Here is a 20484-nt window from a genome sequence, read left to right as displayed (position 1 = left end):
CATGCTAATTACATATATCATTGAATAAAACTTAATTATCTGAAATTAAGCAACTGAGCTTATTTTTTGTAACGAAGGCTGAAAAGCTTAAATTGTTCGGCTTAATAGCTTTGAATTAATATCGTGCTATGTAATAGCAATATAGGCAAAGCTTTCTAAGAATAGGCAGAACTTTCGGTGCGACGTTCGTTGTTTACAGCCCCCGTTGCTTGTGTTACTATTAAAAAGCATATTTATGGCTGAAAAGGGCGCGACCCGGATTACAGCCTGCGGAGGAAAGAACATAATGCAAGCTAAGTTTACTAAACAAGAGAAGAATTTAGGCACGCTAGAGCTGACATTCAGCCCAGAAGAATTTAAGGCTGTATTACCTAAGGCTTACAATCGTAGCAAGAATCATTTCAGAATTAACGGCTTCCGCAAGGGTAAGGCACCTTTTGCTCTAGCTTTGCAAGCTTATGGTGAGCAAGCTTTGTACGAAGAAGCAATTGATATTTTAGTCAATGAGAATTTGCCAACTGCAATTGAAGAGAACAAGTTGGAACTTGTTACACGTCCTGAACTTGATGTTAAAGCAATTGGTTCAAAGGCTGATACGGTTTTTGAATTGAAATTGACATTAGTGCCAGAAGTTAAATTAGGCAAGTATTTCGGTGTTGAAGCTGTTCGTCCTGAAGCTGATGTTAAGGAAGAACAAGTTGAAGCTGAATTGAAACGTGTGCAGGCTCGTTCGGCTCGTACAGTACCTGTTGAAGGTAGAGCTATTCAAGATGGTGATATTGTTACAATTGACTACAACGGTAGTGTTGATGGCGTTGAGTTCGAAGGTGGTAAGGCTGAGAACTATGATTTGACAATTGGTTCCAAGACCTTTATTCCAGGCTTCGAAGAGCAAATTATGGGCCATAATGTTGATGATAGCTTCGATGTCAATGTTACATTCCCAGCTGAATATCATGCTGAGCATTTGGCAGGCAAGGCAGCTGTCTTCAAGGTAGTTATTCATGCAATCAAGGTTAAAGAATTACCTGTCTTAGATGATGAATTTGCTAAGGATGTGTCTGAGTTCGATACTTTAGAGGCTTACAAGGCTGATTTAAGAGAGGGAATTGCGAAGTCCAACAAAGAACGTAGCGACCGTGAGTTTGAGAACAACGTTTTGAAAGCTGCTGTTGATGCAAGCGAAGTTGATATTCCAGCTATTATGGTTGAGAATGAGATTGATGATTTGATTGAGAGTCAATCCCGTCAGTTCCAGATGCAAGGCGTTTCATTTGAGCAGATTTTGCAATATAGTGGTCAAGACATTCAGACATATCGCAAGTCCCTAGAAGAGAGTGCTAAGATCCATGTTAAGACAGAGTTAGTCTTGAAGGCTATTATTAAAGCCGAAAATATTAGCTTAACAGATGAAGAGAAGGATGCTGAGTTAGAGAAATTAGCTAAGCGTTACAGCATGACTGTCGATATGATTAAGAAACAAGTTGGTAACAACCTCGAACACTTGTTTGGTGGTGCTTTGTTGCGTAAGGCAACTGATTTGTTGTGTGAACGTGCAATTAGTATTGCTCCAACTGAGGAGATTAAGCTATAAAAGGTGCGTTAATCTAGTTAATTTCGTACAGCTTGTTATTGAGCAATTTACGATTTAATAATATGATAATGAGTCTTCAATGTTAAACTATCTGCTAAGGCAAAGTTGCTTTGAAGACTTTTCTTATAGTCAGTATTTTTATACCGAGAAAATTTAAGCTGGAAAGAAAGAGGTAGGGTAAGATGAACAATTCGGATTTATTACGTGCAAGTTTGGTGCCAACTGTTATAGAGCAAACCAACCGCGGTGAGCGAGCTTATGATATTTTTTCACGTCTGCTTAAAGAACGTATCGTCATTTTAAGTGAAGAAGTCAACTCAACGACAGCTAGCTTAGTGACGGCACAATTGCTTTTCTTGGAAGCTGAAGATCCAAATAAGGATATTCAATTTTACATTAATAGCCCTGGCGGAGAAATCCATTCAGGCATGATGATTTACGACACAATGCAATATATTAAGCCAGCTGTTTCTACTATTTGTATGGGTATGGCAGCAAGCATGGGCGCATTTTTGTTGGCTGCTGGTGAAAAAGGCAAGCGCTTTGTGTTGCCAAATGCTGAGGTTATGATTCACCAACCACTTGGTGGAACACAAGGTCAAGCTAGCGATATTGAGATAGCAACTGAGCACATTTTGAAAATTAAGCAACGTATAAATAAGATTTTAGCTGAGCGTACAGGTAAGAGCTTAGCTCAGATTGCCAAAGATACAGACCGTGATCGTTGGCTGACAGCGGAAGAGGCTGTTAAGTATGGTTTGGTTGACCAAATTTTAACTAGATAATATGGCAAGAACAAAGAATGAAAAGAAGAAACCTTTAGATAGATGTTCGTTTTGCGGGATAGAGTTAGATCCAGAAACGTTTGCTATTTATAGCGGTGATAGTATTATCTGCGATAATTGTATTTATCGTAGTATGGAGATGCTATGGGAACAAAATGGTAATATGGATGATTATGTATCACGTTTGCGTGGAACGGCAGTGACACGTAATGTTCCCAAAATTGAGCTAAGTAAGTTACCTAACCCGCGTGAGATTAAAGCAGCTTTAGATTTGTATGTAATTGGGCAAGATGCAGCTAAGAAGACATTGGCTGTGGCTGTTTACAATCACTATAAACGTATTCAAAGTCGTGAAGAAGAACTGAGTGAAAAAGAGGTAAAAGGGCGTTCTCAGCGCAATAACGAAGCTTTTTCGAAAATAGCAGCGCTTGAATCTGAAAGTGAAGCTGAAAAAGTTGAAATTCAAAAGAGTAATATCATGTTGGTTGGTCCAACAGGTTCAGGTAAGACTTATTTAGCCCAGACTTTAGCTAAAATTTTGGATGTACCGTTTGCCATTGCTGATGCTACAACTTTAACAGAGGCTGGTTATGTCGGTGAAGATGTCGAAAATGTTTTGGTTAAGTTGTTACAAGCTGCTGATTATGATTTAGCTAGAGCTGAAAGAGGCATTGTTTACATTGATGAAATTGATAAAATTGCGAGAAAGAGCGACAATCCGTCAATTACACGTGATGTAAGTGGTGAAGGTGTACAACAGGCTTTGTTGAAAATTCTTGAGGGTACGGTAGCCAATGTACCACCTAAAGGTGGACGTAAGCATCCTGATCAAGAGTATATTCATGTTGATACACGTGACATTTTGTTCATTTGTGGTGGTGCTTTTGCAGGTATTGACAAAGTTATCAAAAACAGACTTGGTAAGAAGTATTTTGGCTTCGGGGCAGAGCAACGAGCTAAGGTTGATCAAGCAAAGGTCGATGAACTTGACTTAGCTGCTATTCAACCGCGCGATTTACAACGCTTCGGCTTGATTCCGGAGCTAATTGGGCGTGTGCCTATCTTGGTTACGTTGAATGATTTGGATGAGCAAGCCTTGGTCAGCATTTTGAAGAAACCACGCAACGCTTTGGTCAAACAGTATCAGAAGTTGTTAGCGTTAGATGATGTTAAACTAGAATTCACCGATGATGCTTTGGCCGAAATTGCTAGACTAGCTTTGAAACGCAAAACTGGCGCACGCGGTTTACGCGCAATGATGGAAAAATTGATGCTTGATTTGATGTATGAGCTTCCTAGCACACCACAAGTTAAGCGCTGCCTAGTTACGAAGGATGCTGTGTTAGGCGAGGGAGAAATAGAACTCTTTGATGCTAAGGATAAACCTTACACATTAGATGCTGAAGTGAGTAGTACAGAAGATGAATCAGAAAATAAGTAAATAACTGTATGCATGCGTGTTTACGTTTGTTTATAGCCTCTAGTTTTTGCAGCTGGAGGCTTTTTTATAAATGAATTTTCTATTGTTTTCTAATAATTGTTGAATTAATAGCATTTTATGTAACTTTTAGCTGAACTTAAATGTTAAAATTGAGTTAGTCCTTTATGGAAGTGAGGTGTGAAGATGCGTAAATTAATCATTAGCCTATTGGTGCTTTTAGGTGTAAATATGTTTACTTGGCAGGTTAAAGCAATAGACTTACCTGTTCCCCACTTAGATGAAAATGATCCAATTGTTGTAAAAGCGAAAGAGACATTTGAGATTGCTAAAAAAGCTGGCTATGACGATGCAGTAGCTGAGAGTAAAGTGCTTTCTATGAAAAACAAATTAGAGAAGCTAGAACGTGATTATAGCGAAAAAAGTGGCTTTGATCGCTCTTATGAAGAACAACAAATTCCGCTTGTTAAAGCTGAAATTGCTAAATTAGAGACAGCACGCAAACCTATTCATAAAAAGGCAGTTGAGTTACAAAAAATAGCTGATGAGGCCAGAGCTTATACCTTTGTTGCTTTTTATGATAGGAGTACTCAGACATTAGTCCCAGGTACTAAGATTGAATTATGCAAATCAGGCCTTGTTAATACCTTAGAATTTGTGCGTGAAAAACTGGGTGATGAGCTTGCTAATAAATATTATTTAGCCAAAGGCCAAAAGAATGACTTGATTTTACAATCTGATTTTGACTCTGTAACTGTCATTGAGCTTGTGCCTAGAGCTAGCCTCAAACGTGGCCAAGTAGCGCCAACTGGTGAAAAGTTAGCTTACAGTGTAAGTGGCGTAGGCTTATTAGTTGTTTTGCTCGCCCTTTTAGTCAAAATTAGCCGAAAAAGTTCCAAAGTCGCCTAGATTCAGGCTTATTTAAAGCAATTTAGAATTGAAACTTAGCTTAACGTCGCTATGATTTTGAGTTTTGAATTTTTGAATTTTTGAATCAAAATAGTCGTTTATTTGCGTGTACTTTCTTTTAGACTGAACTTAAGCAGCCGATAAGATGGCTGATAAGAAAGGAGAGTATTTATATGGATACTCAGACGACAAGTACAAATAGACGGCGTGAGCCAAACGAAACAGTTAAATTTGTTATTAAGCGGCATATTGCTGTGCTTAGTGAGGCTAATTCTGGCTGGAAACGCGAGCTTAATATCGTAGCGTGGAATGATGGACCTGAGCGCTATGATATTCGTGATTGGAATCCTGAGCATAAGAAGATGGGCCGCGGTATAGGCTTGAATGAGAATGAAGTCACGGCTTTAGTCAAAGCTTTAAGTGCTTGACGATTTAGGCCAAGCTTATGCTGAATAATGAATTGACTTTCATGGCATGTTACTTGTTATAATTAACTCGTTAGGCTGATAGCTGTATGAGGCTACTAACTATGAGAGGTTGACAATGTATGCTGCAAATTAAGAGTTGGCTGAAAGATATTTTTGGTGATCCGCTAAATGCGCTTAAAGAATTTTTTACGATGTTTATAGGCTGTTTTTTAGTTGGTATTTCAATTTTTACCTTTTATCAAGAAGCTAATTTGCAAGTTGGTGGATTCTCTGGCTTAGCTTTAATTTTGCAGCATATCTTCAACTTGAAAATTACAGTCGGTATGATAACAATCATTCTGAATGTGCCTGTTTTGTTAGCTGTTTTCTATTTCATCAGTCGTAGATTGTTAGTTAGAACTATTATTGGAATGATCACGTTAGGTTATGCGTTGGACTTTGCTCATAATCTCAGTGCTTATGTCGTGCCAATTTTATTTCCAACTGGTGTGGCTGAAGCTGATTATATTTTAGTTGCTTTGTTTGGCGGTGCTTTGTTTGGTATGGGCTGTGGCTTGATTGTGCGTTCGGGCTATGCTACGGGCGGAACGGATAATGTAGCTTTCCTAGTTAAACTAGTTTTCAAGAATTTAAAGTTTGCTTTCATTGTATGGGCTTTCGATTTAAGTATTATTTTAGCTGGTGCGTATTTTAATGGCAAAGCCAATTTGGCCACAAAGATCATTCTTTATTCGATAGTTGCTTTGATGACAGATGTTAAGTTTTTAGACTTAGTTTTGAGTGGTTACAGCTATAAACGTGTAATGTTCATTATCTCTAAGCATAATGATAAGATTGCAGAAGCTATTTTGCATAAGATGCATCGTGGTGTAACTGGCTTAAAGTCAATTGGCCATTACAGTAAGCAGGAAGGCGAAGTTCTATTTGTAGTTATGGATACTAAGCAAGTTCCACGCTTAAAGACGTTTGTATCGGAAATAGATCATAAGGCATTTGTCTTTGTTTTAGATAGCCGTGAGGTATATGGCGAGGGCTTTGCCAAAACATATTTTTAGGAGCTAAATTGAAACGACATTGGCAGATAGATTGTGATTTTAAGCTGAATATCTATTTGGATATTACGGGTAAATTGGCAAATGGCTATCATAGCTTGGATTCTTTATTTGTCAGAGTTCCAGGTGGTGACAGGCTAGACTTGGATTTGGTTTATGCTGATCAAATCTTAAGCCCCGAAATGCTAGATGTAGCACTTAAGCCTGATTATGCAAATTTTAGCTTAGAGCTAGAAAATTCATATGATCTTTCTAAACAGCTTGTGTTGTCAGAAAGTACATTTAGGCGATTAAAAGCAGAGCTAGCTGATAATTTGCTTGTAAGAGCGTGGCGCTATTTAAGGACTTTATTAGTATTAAGTCTCGCTAAAATTTGTTATGCCAATGATTATCAATCTCTTGTGGCAAATTTAAGAAAGGCGCAAATGGCAAGCGTAGAAAGATTGTGTGCTTTGTTTAGGGCCTTGCCAGTTAGCTTGCTTGAACAATATTTAGCTGCTCTATGTTTGGGTAAATGGTCATTTAGCTTGCAAAAACGTGTGCCGGTGCAGTCTGGCTTAGGGGCTGGTAGCTTCGATGCAGCAGCTGTTTGGCAAGTAGCTTATAGGGTGCTAAATGATATGGCTAAAAGTCAAAGCAATCTGCCTTTTGACTTAAAAACGTTTATTGCGTGCTTTGAATTAAGCGATATAGCTTATAACTTAGGCGCAGATATACCGTTTGCTTTACAGACAGAGTGTCAATCGGCTTTAGTTAAAGGTATTGGCGAAGATATTCAAATTTTGTCAAATGTAAAACCTTTTCATATCTTGCTAGTTAAGCCTAATGTGGCAGTGTCTAGTAAGGCGGCTTTTTTGGCTTGTGATCAATTAGAGTTAAAGTATTCAAATTACAAGTTAGCTAATTTGCAATCAGAGCCTGAATTAGCAAGGCGGTGTTGGAAAGAATGTAATCTAACTAGTTTGGCCAAATATGCTAAAAACAGTTTTTACGAATTAGCCTGTTTACAGGGATCAGAGCTACTTGAATTTAATAATCAGTTAAGGCAGCTTGTGACTGCTGACTTTATGTCTATGAGTGGCAGCGGATCAGCCTTTTACTTGTTATTCAAAGATAAAGTGGCATGTGATATGGCCTGTACTAAATTATTGAAATTAGTAGATAAGTCAAGAGAATGTGGGGAAAATTCTGAATTTGCTTGGCTATTATCTGCTCAACTTTCTAACTGAAATTTCACAATGTAACCGAAGATTTTGCTATAATAATATAGATATTCAAGAGGGGGGAGGAACTATATGTTAATTAAGCTTGGTGTATTTATAGGACAAAATTTTTGGTTAGTAATTATGCTGCTATCCCTTTTCGTAGAGGCAATGACCGTTGCTTTGGTTAGCGTTTGGTTTGCTTTAGGTGCCTTATTAGCTTGGATTGCTGAAATTTTAGGCGCGAGTTTGACAACACAAGTATTGTTATTTTTCAGTAGCTCCTTATTGACTTTAGCATTTACGTTTAAATTTCAACCTTTAAGACGGCATTTGTGCCGGCAAGTTGTACCAACTAATTGTGATGCTTTGATTGGCCAGGTAGGTGTAGTGATCAAGGAAGTTACTAATGATATGAGTCAAGCAGCTGGCCAAATTAGGGTGAATCAGCAAATTTGGTCAGCTTATATTAGCCCTGACGAGACTGAAGCTACTAGTTATATAGTTGGTAGCAAAGTTAAGGTGATTAAAATTGTAGGTGTGCATGCTTATGTCACAGCTACAGAATAAAAGGAGGTAGTTTATATGACACTAACAGTTGCTTTGCTCGTGAATAACTTGTCAATATTTCCTGTTATTGTTGTTCTATTTTTTGTATCTTGGTTTTTAACCACTAATATTAGGATTGTGCCACAGGCAAATGCTTATGTCATTGAACGTTTGGGAGCTTATAGCAAAACCTGGACAACTGGGTTACATTTGAAGGTGCCTTTTATTGAACGCGTGGCGAAACGTGTATCGTTGAAAGAGCAGGTGGCCGATTTTGAACCGCAGGCTGTTATTACGAAAGATAATGTTACAATGCAGATCGATACAGTTGTCTTTTACCAGATAACAGATCCAGTTTTGTATGCATATGGTATTGATGGTCCAATCACAGCGATTGAGAATTTATCAGCTACGACTTTGCGTAATATTATCGGTGACTTGGAATTGGATCAGACATTGACCAGTCGTGATGTTATCAACACCCGTTTGAGAACAGTTTTGGATGAAGCGACAGATCCTTGGGGTATCAAAGTCAATCGAGTTGAGTTGAAGAATATTCTACCTCCACGTGAAATTCAGACGGCGATGGAGAAACAGATGAAAGCAGAGCGTGAAAAACGTGAGGCTATCTTGTTAGCAGAAGGTCAGAGAGAGTCTTTGATTTTGCAAGCTGAAGGTCATAAGCAATCGCAAATTTTACAAGCTGAGGCAGATAAAGAAGCTAGGATTCGCAAAGCTGAAGGTGAGGCAGAAGCTATATTAAAAGTGGCTGAAGCGCAGGCAGCTGGCTTAAAGGCTTTGAAATCAGCTCAGGCTGATACAAGTGTATTAACTTTGAAAGCCTATGATGCTTTAGCTAAAGTGGCTGATGGCAAGGCTACGAAGTTGATCATACCATCTAATTTGCAGGGCTTGGTTGGGTTAGCGGCAACGCTTAAAGAGAGTTTTGAGCAGACGAGTGATTCAGCTAAGTGATGCTTAATGAACTTAACTATTTTTGAAAGGGGAGCTTGCAAGCTTCCTTTTCGTTATTTTGAAGCTAGAAAAGGTTAAATGAGAAGTGACGAATAGGTTGGCGAACGAAAATTTAGAACAGTTTCAGCGGCAAAAAGTAGAAGATGTTTATATTCATATTCCTTTTTGTCATCAAGTCTGTAGCTATTGCGATTTTTGTGTTTTGCAGTGTCCTGATATTTTTAAAGAACGAAAGTCGAGGCAGGCTAAACTAATTCAGCCCTATTTAACAGCTTTACAAAATGAAATTATAAGTATCGGCAGCTTTTGGCAGCAGGCGAAGCAAATTAATGCACTTAAAAGTATTTATTTTGGTGGCGGCACACCTAGTACTTTGCAGACAGAGGAAATTGCGCAGCTAATTAACACCTGTAAGAAAGTATTTAATACAGCGGCAGATTGTGAAATTACGTTGGAGCTTAATCCGAATCATTACAGTCATCTAGATTTAGCTTATTTGCACAGTCTTGGCCTAAATCGTATTTCGATAGGTATGCAGACAAGCGATGCCAATTTGTTAAGATTTTTGCAACGTGAGCATAGTTATGCTGAAGTAAAACAGGCCGTTTCAGCTGTTAAGCAAGCAGGAATTTATAACTATTCACTTGATTTGATCATTGCTTTACCTGGTCAGACATTGAAAGATGTTAAGCAAGACCTTGACTTAGCCTTGGCTTTAGCGCCCAAGCATTTATCAATTTATTCGCTGATTTTGGAAGCTGGCTCAAAGCTCTATTGGCAGTATGAACATGCTAATTGCCCCAATATGGTGCAAGGCCTTGTTTTGCCAAATGAAGATTTGGAACGGGAAATGATGCACTTTGCCACTGACTATTTGGAAAAGCAGGGCTTTCGTCACTATGAAATTTCGAATTTTGCTAAGACAAAAGCTACTGAAAGTCGACATAATACAGCCGTTTGGCTCGCTAGGCCTTATTTTGGCTTTGGCCTGAATGCAAGTTCGTATTTAGCGGGAGTTAGACGGACTAATACGAAGCAAATTAAACGCTATATTGATTTATGGCAGACGAACTTAGCTTTTAGTAGCAACGAGGAGATAAATTATTTAAGCAGTGATTTATATAAGGCGGCTGCTTTTACGGATGTCAATGATGAAGCTAGTGCCATGGAAGATTACTTTGCGTTTGCTTTGCGTTATCTAAAAGGTGTTGCCTGCCAGGATTTTGTTGCTTATTTTGCCAAGGATATACCTGCTAATATCAAAGCAATTTTGCTCTGGGGAATAAAACAAGGCTTATTATCCAAAAAAGAACCGAGACTTTCTAGCTCCAAGCTTGATCTTAATTCAAGCAATCAGGCGCAAGTTGACGAGATAAGTAAAAATACGGTATTGTATGTGACGAGAGAAGGTCAAGACTATTTGGATGTCATAAGCCGCCAGCTTATAGGCTGCCTGAGTGACTAGTGACTAACTATAAAATTACGTAATTGTAAACTCTACACTTGATTGTTGACAAGTTAAAATATGAGTTGTATTATTTAGAAGCTGATTTCAGGAGCACCCTTAGCTCAGTTGGTAGAGCAACTGACTCTTAATCAGTGGGCCTGGGGTTCGAGTCCCCAAGGGTGCATACAGTAGAGAGTACGAGTGATCGTACTCTTTTTTATTTTGCCTTTTCATTGCGACTAATATTATTAACTTGTTCCATACTATGCTAAAATTGAGAAACTACAGGAAAGGATAGTTGTGCTAAGTGAAATTGGGTAAGAAACGACTTATAGCTGGATATTTGAGCTTGTTTATGATTTTGAGCGCTTGCCATTTTTATAAAAAGCCACTTGATTTGAAATTTAAGCGCGATCTCGGGCAAAAATCAGATAATTTTAGCAAGATGTTGCCGTTAAATCCTGAACAGGCTTTGCAGACAGCTGAAACTGAGGCAACTGATGAAGAAGTAACAGCGCCTGAAGCAGCAAATAATACTAATTCTAGTGAGACGGCTATATTTAGTGAAAAAAACGGATCTGGTGAGTCTGTTAATCCTAGCGAAAAAGCTACATCTAGCGCAGAAACTGTATCTAGTGAGAATACTTCTCCTAGCGAAGCTGATAAACCCCTAAGACCACAATCTACAATTCGGCAGGCTTTGGGACGGGAAGATGCATATAATTTTGATCGTGATGCGAAGTTAAAGCAAGTAGCTGAGGTGCAAAATATCCCAACTGTTAAGCAACAAGTGTTACGTTTACCGATTGTTGATGCGGCAAATTATCATCCATATATTGAACGGAATGAATGTGATCAAGTTATTAATCACATGCTATTTAGAAGTTTATTTCGCTTTGACAAATATCGCCGCCTGACCAAGGACCTAGTCAAAGACTATCACTATTCATATGACCAAAAATTAATTGAAATCAGTTTGGATGAGAAGGCTTTGTATGCCGATCAGACGCCAATCGATGCTGTGGATGTTATTCAGGCCTTTAACTTGCTTAAAGATAACAGTAATTCAAATGCTGCTAGTAAGTTGGTTGTGAGTTCTGCCTATTTCAGAAGCTTAGATGCGATTGAAAAAATTGAACAAGTTGGCGCATATGATCTGAGAATTTATTTGAAAAAGCCAGATTTGAACTTGGCCTATGCTTTGACTTTCCCAATTGTTAAAGGTAGTGAATTGTATAACAAGGGATTGTTAAGCTTTACGAGTTCTGGTGCTTACAAGCAGGTGAATTTGGACAAGCTACTTGCAGCTGATTCAGAAGAGCAACGTAAGCAGTTGAGTAATTTCGATGCTTTTTATATGCAACGGAGCTTAGGGGAACGGCCAGCTTATTTCAATTCTTTATTGCAGCGCTTTGCTGTCAAAAATTATGCTTCGGAAGCAGAAGCTGTCCAAGCTTTTATTAATAAAGAGATTGATCTTTGCTATACCTGGCCAGCATATACTGACAAGTTAGCGCAATATGAGCATTACGTTTTTAACTCTTTGGCAACTTTGAACTTAACATTTAACTGGCCAAGTGAATTGCAGTCTATGAACAGCGCTAATAACACTAATAACACTAATACTAATGGTGCTACGAATAACGCTTTGACAGATTACTATGCCGATATTCAGTTACTTAAAACGAAGTTAAGTGCAATTTATAATGACGAAGCTTTGTTTAGACCGAAAGATCCAGCTCTGTCACCGGCTGCGTATGCCTTTGTAGAGGATTTATTTAAGCCTTACAAATTAATTCCAGCCTATCCACTCAATCAGTTGATTCGGGAACGTGAAAAATTAGCTAGCGATTTTACGAAAAAGACATGGCGCTTATTAGTGCCGAACGACTTGAGCTTTGGGGAAGAAATAGTAGCTAGGCTAACACATCAGTTTGCTAAAATGGGTTTGAAAGCAGCAATCAAACGGGTTAATTTGGCCGATTTTAAGCGAACAGTCAGTACTAATACCTGGGATATTGCCTTATACCCGTTACTTTCGCATCGGATACCTGATTTAGGCTATGAGTTAAAAGAACTCAGTAACGGTAATTTTTGGCGTAAAAGTCGTGGCGAGGAGTTTATGCCAGAATTTTATGTTTATCCTAACGATGCGCAGCCTTTGATTGATTATATGAACAATTACAAGTTTACAGCTGATGCTAACAATCCTTTGGAAGATGTGAATTATCAGCAGAAATTCAGCAAATTATATCAATACAGTAACAGTATGCCTTTACTGAAATATAATCGGGCTTTGTACTTACAAGATAGCTTGCGGGGAGAGCTTAGGCCGTTTGCCTTGGATCCTTTGTCAGGCGTGGAGGATTTGTGGATATGGGCGACACCTTAATCATTATTTTATTAGTAGTTTTGGATCAGCTAAGCAAACGTGGCATTTTGGCAGCCTTAGGTGAATATGGCGAAAAGACTTTGTTACCTTGCTTTAATTTTAGCTTGACTTATAATACCGGTGCTGCATGGAGCTTTTTAGCTGAAAAAACTTGGGGCATATATGCTCTGACAACTTGTTCATTACTTGCCTCTTTAGCTTTGCTAATTTATTTTTACAGCTATCGTAAGCAACTCACGGTGATAATGCGCTTAGTTATGAGCTTGTTGATTGCTGGTAGTATAGGTAATTTGCTTGATCGAATTATTCTAGGCAAAGTGATAGATTTTATCGACTTTTATGTAGGAACGTGGCATTTCCCAACCTTTAACTTGGCTGACAGCTATTTATGCATTGCAATTGGTCTGTGCTTAGTGCTGAGTTTGCTTGGCCAATTGAATTTACCCCTCTTTAATGGAGAAGAACAGGCTCTTTCTAAAAAAAATAACTTATGAACGAAGGTTAGTATGCAGGAAAATAAAGAATGGCAGGATTTGATCGGCGCAAAAAATGAGTGCTTGGCAATTGGCAAAATTGTGCAAGTAGAAGCAAATCAACGCCTAGATCAGGCTTTACAGCAGTTTTTACCATTTAGTCGGAGCGAAATTCAAGCTTTCTTGAAAAAAGCATGTCTAGCGTTGCTTACAACACCTGACTTAGCTAATAGACTTAGAGAATGGCAATTAGAAGTTAGCTCAGATGTTGAATTTTCAAGCTTGAATATGAGTGAGATTGATAATTATCGGGCCAATTTAATGGCAAGTTTCGGCGCTGAGCTTCAATTCAAAGCCTACAAGGCAGGATTGAAATTAAAAACGACAAGTAGCTTTTTGTGCTTGGCACCAGCTAACTTAGCTTTAACTTATCAGGCTGAACCTGGGAAGATGGAGCTAAATATTGTGTATGAAGATGACTATCTCTTAGTGATAGACAAACCCAAAGGAATGGTTGTACATCCGGCTGCTGGCAATTGGCAAGGTACTTTATTGAATGGCTTACTCTATTATCTCCAACCGCACAAAGCCTTTTTAGTCCACCGTATAGACAAGGATACATCGGGCCTTTTAGTGGTGGCCAAATCTTTGCAAGTTCAGCAGAGTTTGCAGCAAACTTTACAGAAGCATGCTATCAAACGAACATACCTAGCTCTAGCGTGGGGCAAGATGAGTGAGCAAAAATTCACAATTAAAGGTGCATTAGCGCGCGACCCAGCTAACCCGCTGAAACGGGCTTTAGTTCCAGGTGGCAAATTAGCTATTACCCATGCTGAATTATTAGAACAGTTTGCTCGATTTGCTTATTTACAATTGGAGCTTGAAACTGGAAGAACCCACCAAATTCGTGTGCATTTGGCAGCTTTGGATCATCCATTAGTTGGTGATACGTTGTATGGTGGCGAAAGTTTAGCTGAACAAACTGAAAAAGGGCAATGCTTACATGCCGTCAAACTTAGCTTTGAGCATCCAGTCACTAAGCAATTTATGGAATTTAAGAGCCCTTTGCCAGCATATTTCCAGCATTTGTTAGCTTTGGCTAGACAGGGCAAGCTATAGTTGCTGTGAAACATATTGATGCTAGTGCTTTGATGGTATAATTAATCACATTACGACAAGTAGGAGGATGACGATGCAATGTTTGATTGAGATGACTAGTGAACAGAGTCGTCAACTTTTAGGTGCTTACAACCAGAATGTTAAAAATCTTGAACATGATTTTGCTTGTTCAATCGAACCAACTGCAGAAGGTCTTGTCCTATTTTCGGAAAATCCAGAGCAGCTAGAGAAAGCTTGCTTGGTCGTAGAACGTTTATACACTTTACTTAAGCAAGGTCATGCTTTGACAGAACAGACTAGCAATTATTTGGCAGATACAGTCAAAGCTGGTGATATGACAGAATTTGCGACATTTAGTCCAGATTTAGTTTGTATATCAGCTAAAGGTAAAGAGATCAAGGCCAAAACTAAGGGGCAGGCTAATTACGTCAAGGCTATTTTGCAGCATGATATTACATTTGGTATCGGACCTGCTGGCACGGGCAAAACTTTTTTGGCTGTGGCAATTGCGGTCAATGCTTTTCGCAAAAAGGAAGTTGATCGCATCATTCTAACTAGACCGGCGGTTGAAGCTGGTGAGAAGCTCGGCTTTTTGCCAGGTGATTTACAGATGAAAGTCGATCCTTACATGCGCCCACTTTATGACGCTTTACAAGAGATGATGGGCGTTGAACCTTATATGGCCAATTTGGAAAAGGGCTTGATTGAAGTTTCACCTTTGGCATATATGCGCGGTCGCACGCTCGACAATGCTTTTATTATTTTGGATGAGGCGCAGAATACGAGTCCAGAACAGATGAAGATGTTTTTGACCCGTATCGGCTTTAATTCCAAAGTAGTTGTGACAGGTGACTTGACGCAGATTGACTTAGGTCAAGGCCAGCGTTCTGGCTTAAAGATGGTTAAACCAATTTTAGAACATATAGAGGGAATTAAATTTGTTATGTTGAATAATTTGGATGTGGTAAGAAATCCGCTTGTTCAACGTATAGTTAGAGCTTATGAGAAATATGATCAGGTTAAGAAAAAGCCGAGAAATGAGCGGTGATTTATGCGCTTAAATTTTCATCGCCTAAACAAATTTTTGCGTTGCACTTTAGCCAGCGTATTATTAATTGTCTTTTTATTGTTTGTCTATTGGCAATCTTTGCCGAGAAAGTATGATCTGCATATTGGGCAAGTTTCGCCATATGATATTACAGCTAGCCATAACTTGATTGATAAAAATGCTACCCGCTTGAAAGCTATTTCTGAAGCTAGTGCTGTTAGCCCGATTTTTACACGTTCAGAAGCTATGTCAGCGCAATGTTTAGCTAAGCTAGATGAATATCTATCCATACTTTACAATTTGCGTTTACCAGTCTGGCAAGATTATGCAGAGGTAAGTGGCGAAAAATTAAAAGATAATTTGGTCAATGCTTTGGCTGATTTTAATGCAATTTTCCCTGATGCTGATAGAGACGTAGCTGAAAATAAAGCCGAAACTGAAGCAACTGAAGCAACAACTATAGAAACAGCGACAGCTAATCAAGAAAAAGGTGTTGAGCCTAGTTCTAGCGTGGCAAAAGATGCTGAGTCTGCACTTGCTAAAAATGTCAAACCAGAAGTTAAGGTCTTGACAGAGGCTGAGAAAAAAGCAATTCAAGCGAAGGTTGAAGCTAGCTATCCGAAAAATACTGAACTTAAAGAATTAGCTAAACGAATCAGTAGTTTAAGTAAGAACAAGGGTATTTATATTGCTGAAACTTATGCCCATTTATTGGCGGAAGCTGAACCAAGCGTTTTTATGTCCTTGATCATTGAACTTAGAACGACTGCTAAGTCAATCATGAGTCAGGATCTGAACAAAGAGAAGTTAGACATTGCTATTACGCATAAGAGCGCTAAATTGGTTGAAACGGTCAAAAACTACACTGAATTGTATTCCGTTACAGCTCCAATTTTGCGTAGTATTTTGGCCGCTAACTTGCGCTATGATGCACAAGTAACAAGAGAAGCGAGAAATACGGTCTACGAGCGGGCAATGGCTAATCCGATTCAGATTCATCGTGGGACAAGAATTGTCAACTACAACGATGTAATTAGTGAATCACAATATGAGAATTTGAAACAGCTAGGTCTCTTGAAAGATGCAGATCAAAATTACCAGTATCTCTTCGTGTTGCTGGCGATGGCCTTTGTCTGCTTAGGCTTGAGCGTTGTTTATTTGTCTAGGCGGACCAACGATTACAGTGCAGCTAGAGGTTCGAATTTCATTTTGACGACAAGTGCTGTAGCTGTAATTATCTGTAGCTTGTATACTGCCAAAATTTCAACTTTCCTCTTACCAATTCCATTCTTTATTCTGATTTCGTTGATTTATTTCAACACGCGTGACAGCTTATTCTTGACGATGGTCTTGATCAGCTTCTTGAGTATTTTGAGTGATAATACAGTGGCCCACTTTGTAGGCTATACAGTTGCAGCTTTGATCATGCTATTAATTATGAGCTATTCCAAGCAGAAGAATAATTACCTGCTTTTGATTATTGCGTCAAGTGTCGCAATGATAATTGGCGGTGCTTTCTATGCTGTATTTGAATATCAGACATTGATGGAAGCTATCAAGGTTTTAGGCTTCTGCCTTTTGAACGGCCTTCTTTGTGCTTTAGTGACAATTGGCGTTGTGCCATTGTTCGATTTCACCTTTGCCGCCGTTTCACCTATGCGCTTGGTTGCTTTAGCTCAGCCAGATGCGCCGTTAATGAAGCGCTTGTTTATGGAAGCATTGGGTACTTACCAACATTCAATGATGGTGGCTAATTTGGCTGAAACAGCCGCAGAAGCAGTAGGCGCAAACACATTGCTCTGTCGTGTCGGTGCTTATTATCATGATATTGGTAAATTGGAGCAGCCATTGATGTTTACGGAAAATCAGGATGATTACAATCCTCATGATGATTTGCAGCCTGAAAGTAGTTACCAGATTATCACACGGCATGTCTTGATGGGGCAAAAGATGGCCAAGCGTTATCGCTTGCCGCAAGCTTTACAGAACATTATTAAAGAACATCATGGTACAACGGTTTTGTTCTATTTCTACAAGAAAGCTGAAAAAGAGCATCAGAAGCTTAATTTGCCACCTGTAGATAAAGCCAACTGGCGCTATCCATGGCAGACACCGTCAAGTAAAGAGGCAGCTATTGTGATGCTAGCTGATTCTTTGGAAGCGGCGATGAAGTCTACGGGTTATCGTACTGTACAACAAGTTGAAGAGATGGCACGTAAAATCGTGCATGACAAGAATAGTCAGGATCAATTGATCCATTCTGGCTTATCATATCAGGATGTCGAAGATATTCTCCAAGCGTTTAAGCGTGTTTATGCTGGTGTATTTAAAGAAAGGGTGAAGTATCCAGATGTTAGTAAGAGTTAAGCTCTTTCATGAGTTTGATAGTGATGCGGAATTTATTGATAAATTTGCTGTGCCAGAGGCTTATTTGGCCGCTTTTAACGGCCAAGTAGACTTGTTGTTAGATGCATGGCAGGCAGCTTTAACAAGGTTATTAAAAACGACATTAAAATTAGCTGCCAGCAACTTACTGACAAGCTTAGAGAATGAAGTTGATGTTATTGAACTCAATGTTAATTTGGGCGCTGCTAGCACAATCCAGGCTTTGAATAAGGAATTTCGGCATAAAGATTATGTTACAGACGTTTTGTCTTTCCCACAATTAGATTTACATGAGGGTAAGGCGACACGCGAGTGGCAGGAGAGTGATTTCGCAGAGTGCTTTGATGATGTACCAATGGCCCTGTCGGATGTGGCTGATGATGAAGAAGTTTTCTGCCTGAATTTGGGTGATATATACCTTTGCGGCGATAAAGTGGCTGAACAAGCTGAGAATTACGGCCATAGCTACTGGCGTGAGTTCAATTTCTTATGCTGCCATGGCTTTTTACATGTTTTAGGTTATGACCATGAAGAGGGCCAAAGGGAAGAAAGCTTGCAATTTGCTTTGCAAGATCAAATTTTGAGCGCTTTACAAATTGAGCGGACTTTGACTGAACCTAAAGCTAGTGAATTGGTAGCTTTAGCAAAAGAGTTTTCTGAGCAAGATTGTTTGACGCTACAGACAGAAAGTGAAGCAAAAATCGATGAGACTGTACCAGATAATTTCAAGTCAGGCTTTGTGGCAATTGTTGGGAGACCAAATGTCGGTAAGTCAACTTTGCTTAATCAAATTTCTGGAGCTTATTTAGCTATCACTTCACAAAAAGCGCAGACAACGCGTGACAACATTCGCACAATTTATAACGGCAATAACAGTCAGATTATTTTCACAGACACGCCTGGCGCGCATAAGGCTGATGATAAGTTAGGCACTTATATGAACCAATCAGGCATTGCGGCCATCAAAGATGCAGATTTAGTTTTGCTGGTGGTTGATGCTCACTTCAAAACCGCCGGACTTGTCGAAAAGAAGCTGATTGAACGTTTAGAGGAACTGAAAAAGCCCGCTATTTTGGTTATTAATAAGAGCGATTCGATTGTGAAGCAGGAGCTACTACCTTTAATGGCTAATTATAATGAGCTGTATCCATTTATTGCCATCATTCCAATTTCAGCTTTAGATAATGAGGGTATTAAAGATTTACTTAACGAAATAGAGCAAAACTTGCCAAATGGTCCACGCTATTATCCGCTTGATTATTTCACCGATCAGACAGAGCGTAATATCTGTGCCGAGCTTATTCGTGAGCAGGTTTTGAAATACTATCACCAGGAATTGCCTTATGGTGTAGCAACTGAAATTGAGAAATTTGCAGAAGAATACGATGAAGATGGCCAACGAGTTTTAGCTAAAATTCAAGCTTCGATCATTACGGAGCGCGAGGGCCACAAGAAGATGTTGATAGGTAAGGGCGGACTTGCACTGAAACGTTTGGCATCTTCAGCCAGGATCAAGATGGAAGATTTGCTAGATTGTAAAGTCTATCTGGAAATTCGGGTAAAGGTTAGGGAAAATTGGCGCGACAAAGAGATGTTCTTGAATAACTTCGGTTATAACTTGAAACAAGCTCAGAATCGGCCATTACGCTAAGGCAATGTTAGAAACAGTTGTCGAGGCGAAAGCAGCCTCTGAAATAACCTGTAAAGCTTTTTTGTTAAGGGTAACGGCTAAAGTCAAACATAGCCGTTACTTGCGCTTATTCAGTCCAGAACTAGGCTTAATTGAGTGCGTCGAAAAGCGGGCCTTTGCCAAAATTGACAGCGATAAAATCTATGCGCAGTTTATCTCCAACAAGAGTTATTACTGGCCAGAGTATAGCTATGCTGAATGTAAGTTGTTTCGCTACAAGAATAAGTACTATCTAAAAGATTTTACATTGATTTATCATTTTCAGGCTTTGACTAAAAATATCTTAGCTTACACGTGCAGTCAGGTCTTTAATGACCTTTTGGTGGATTTAGTCACGGATGCTGATCAGGCTAAGAAATTATGGCCTTTTTATCTGCATGCTTTATATGCTTTACAGAAGTTAGCAACCAGTGAAAACACGATAAAATCAGCTGAATTGTTGAGCTTTTTAGCAATTTTTATCTTGCGTGTTTTAGCTGAAAGTGGCTATAAACCTGATATTGATGAGTTATTCAAAGATTCATCTAAACAAGCTTATCAATTTTCCTTTGCTGAGGGAAAACTAGCGACAAATTACAGTGTCACTTCCAATGTTTTGCCGCGTGAGCAGACTTTGGCGGAAGTTGAGAAAAAGCTAAATCAACAGACAGTTTCGTTCAAATTCTCCAATTTATTGCATGTCGTTTTATCTTGCCAACCAGAAAAAATGGCCAATATTGAGCTAAGTGAGCAACTTTCCACCAAACTTTATGACTTTGCCAAATGCTGGTTAATTTATAGCTTAGATCGGCATTATGAAAGTCAGGATGCTTTGGCCAAATTGATAGGTGAGCAATTAGAGTTTGCAAGCTTGCTTGCCAAGTTACAGGCAAAGCGGAAAGATAAAAACGCGAGGGATATAGAGAGCCATAAAAATCCGTAATCGTTTTGTTTTTATGCTATAATTCCAAGAATAGTAGGCGACGATTTATGTTGAAGCTTCGTCAGATCTTGATCGT

The 20484-nt window shown here is 39.1% G+C and carries 17 protein-coding genes and 1 tRNA gene; all 18 read left to right on the top strand.

What is annotated here, in order from left to right; genetic code table 11:
- The first annotated feature begins 235 nt into the window (after window positions 1–235).
- Window positions 236–1594 carry a trigger factor gene (tig, locus tag PYS62_RS05670; RefSeq protein WP_082714264.1) on the top strand — a complete coding sequence of 453 codons (1359 nt, stop codon included), beginning with the start codon at window positions 236–238 and terminating at the stop codon, window positions 1592–1594.
- A gap of 182 nt (window positions 1595–1776) precedes the next feature.
- Window positions 1777–2379, top strand: a complete 603-nt coding sequence (clpP, locus tag PYS62_RS05665) for an ATP-dependent Clp endopeptidase proteolytic subunit ClpP (RefSeq protein ID WP_066712779.1) — start codon at window positions 1777–1779, stop codon at window positions 2377–2379.
- Between the two features lies 1 nt (window position 2380).
- Window positions 2381–3820 (top strand): ATP-dependent Clp protease ATP-binding subunit ClpX, encoded by a 1440-nt coding sequence (gene clpX / locus PYS62_RS05660; RefSeq protein WP_066712776.1) that lies wholly within the window; start codon window positions 2381–2383, stop codon window positions 3818–3820.
- Between the two features lie 183 nt (window positions 3821–4003).
- Window positions 4004–4726, top strand: a complete 723-nt coding sequence (locus PYS62_RS05655; protein ID WP_066712773.1) for a hypothetical protein — start codon at window positions 4004–4006, stop codon at window positions 4724–4726.
- A 173-nt stretch (window positions 4727–4899) separates the two neighbouring features.
- Window positions 4900–5154, top strand: a complete 255-nt coding sequence (locus PYS62_RS05650; RefSeq protein WP_066712770.1) for a YdbC family protein — start codon at window positions 4900–4902, stop codon at window positions 5152–5154.
- A 119-nt stretch (window positions 5155–5273) separates the two neighbouring features.
- Window positions 5274–6209: a YitT family protein gene (locus PYS62_RS05645; RefSeq protein WP_066712767.1), complete on the top strand. Its 936-nt coding sequence runs from the start codon at window positions 5274–5276 to the stop codon at window positions 6207–6209.
- 8 nt (window positions 6210–6217) lie between these two features.
- Window positions 6218–7435 (top strand): 4-(cytidine 5'-diphospho)-2-C-methyl-D-erythritol kinase, encoded by a 1218-nt coding sequence (locus PYS62_RS05640; RefSeq protein ID WP_066712764.1) that lies wholly within the window; start codon window positions 6218–6220, stop codon window positions 7433–7435.
- A gap of 66 nt (window positions 7436–7501) precedes the next feature.
- Entirely contained in the window at window positions 7502–7978 is a 477-nt protein-coding gene (locus PYS62_RS05635; RefSeq protein ID WP_066712761.1) for an NfeD family protein, read from the top strand.
- A gap of 15 nt (window positions 7979–7993) precedes the next feature.
- The gene (locus PYS62_RS05630; RefSeq protein WP_066712758.1) at window positions 7994–8932 is read left to right on the top strand and encodes an SPFH domain-containing protein; all 939 of its coding nucleotides are present in this window, start codon (window positions 7994–7996) and stop codon (window positions 8930–8932) included.
- A 97-nt stretch (window positions 8933–9029) separates the two neighbouring features.
- Entirely contained in the window at window positions 9030–10397 is a 1368-nt protein-coding gene (hemW, locus tag PYS62_RS05625; RefSeq protein WP_315574170.1) for a radical SAM family heme chaperone HemW, read from the top strand.
- A gap of 93 nt (window positions 10398–10490) precedes the next feature.
- Window positions 10491–10563: transfer RNA gene (locus PYS62_RS05620), tRNA-Lys, on the top strand.
- 123 nt (window positions 10564–10686) lie between these two features.
- Complete coding sequence (locus tag PYS62_RS05615; RefSeq protein WP_066712752.1) at window positions 10687–12771, top strand: ABC transporter substrate-binding protein; 2085 nt, start codon at window positions 10687–10689, stop codon at window positions 12769–12771.
- The gene (lspA, locus tag PYS62_RS05610; protein ID WP_066712750.1) at window positions 12756–13265 is read left to right on the top strand and encodes a signal peptidase II; all 510 of its coding nucleotides are present in this window, start codon (window positions 12756–12758) and stop codon (window positions 13263–13265) included. The genes PYS62_RS05615 and lspA overlap by 16 nt, the downstream gene beginning before the upstream one ends.
- A 12-nt stretch (window positions 13266–13277) precedes the next feature.
- Entirely contained in the window at window positions 13278–14363 is a 1086-nt protein-coding gene (locus tag PYS62_RS05605) for an RluA family pseudouridine synthase (RefSeq protein WP_066712748.1), read from the top strand.
- 73 nt (window positions 14364–14436) lie between these two features.
- Window positions 14437–15411, top strand: a complete 975-nt coding sequence (locus tag PYS62_RS05600; protein WP_066712746.1) for a PhoH family protein — start codon at window positions 14437–14439, stop codon at window positions 15409–15411.
- 3 nt (window positions 15412–15414) lie between these two features.
- Window positions 15415–17778 (top strand): HD family phosphohydrolase, encoded by a 2364-nt coding sequence (locus PYS62_RS05595; RefSeq protein ID WP_066712743.1) that lies wholly within the window; start codon window positions 15415–15417, stop codon window positions 17776–17778.
- Window positions 17762–19447, top strand: a complete 1686-nt coding sequence (gene era, locus PYS62_RS05590; RefSeq protein WP_066712740.1) for a GTPase Era — start codon at window positions 17762–17764, stop codon at window positions 19445–19447. Before PYS62_RS05595 ends, era begins: the two co-directional genes overlap by 17 nt.
- A gap of 4 nt (window positions 19448–19451) precedes the next feature.
- Window positions 19452–20408 (top strand): DNA repair protein RecO, encoded by a 957-nt coding sequence (gene recO / locus PYS62_RS05585; protein WP_066712737.1) that lies wholly within the window; start codon window positions 19452–19454, stop codon window positions 20406–20408.
- Window positions 20409–20484: the final 76 nt, after the last annotated feature.

The organism is Amygdalobacter nucleatus (assembly GCF_029167365.1).
Classification (GTDB): Bacteria; Bacillota; Clostridia; order Saccharofermentanales; family Fastidiosipilaceae; genus Amygdalobacter; species Amygdalobacter nucleatus.
The sequence above is the reverse complement of the archived record's forward strand: the minus strand, read 5'-3'. Positions and strand labels throughout refer to the sequence as shown.